The organism is Saccharothrix sp. ST-888 (assembly GCF_000955975.1).
Classification (GTDB): Bacteria; Actinomycetota; Actinomycetes; order Streptomycetales; family Streptomycetaceae; genus Kitasatospora.
Window position 1 is genome coordinate 1 of record NZ_JYJF01001024.1, and the last position, 290, is coordinate 290.

The 290-nt window shown below is 77.2% G+C and carries 1 protein-coding gene; it reads right to left on the reverse strand.

What is annotated here, in order from left to right:
• On the reverse strand, window positions 1-290 hold a 290-nt coding region (locus UK12_RS42740), incomplete at both ends, for a hypothetical protein (RefSeq protein WP_045307337.1).

Here is a 290-nt window from a genome sequence, read left to right on the forward strand (position 1 = left end):
ACGGCCCGGCGAACCGGCGTCCTGACCAGTCCGCGCAGCAGCGGCGGCAGGGTGCCCGCCCGGGCTTCGGCGCGCAGCGCCACCAGGTCGAGCTGCATCTGCACCAGCATCGGGTCGTCCGCAGCGCACGCCGCGTCGAACAGCGCCAGGCCCTCGGCCGCGAGCATGCCCTGCACGCCGCCACGGTTCATCCGTCGCACGTCCGCCTCGGCCAGGCTGCCGACCATCCCGCCGTCCGCCCAGGCACCCCAGGCGAGCGAGGTCGCGGGCAGTCCGGCGGCGCGGCGCCA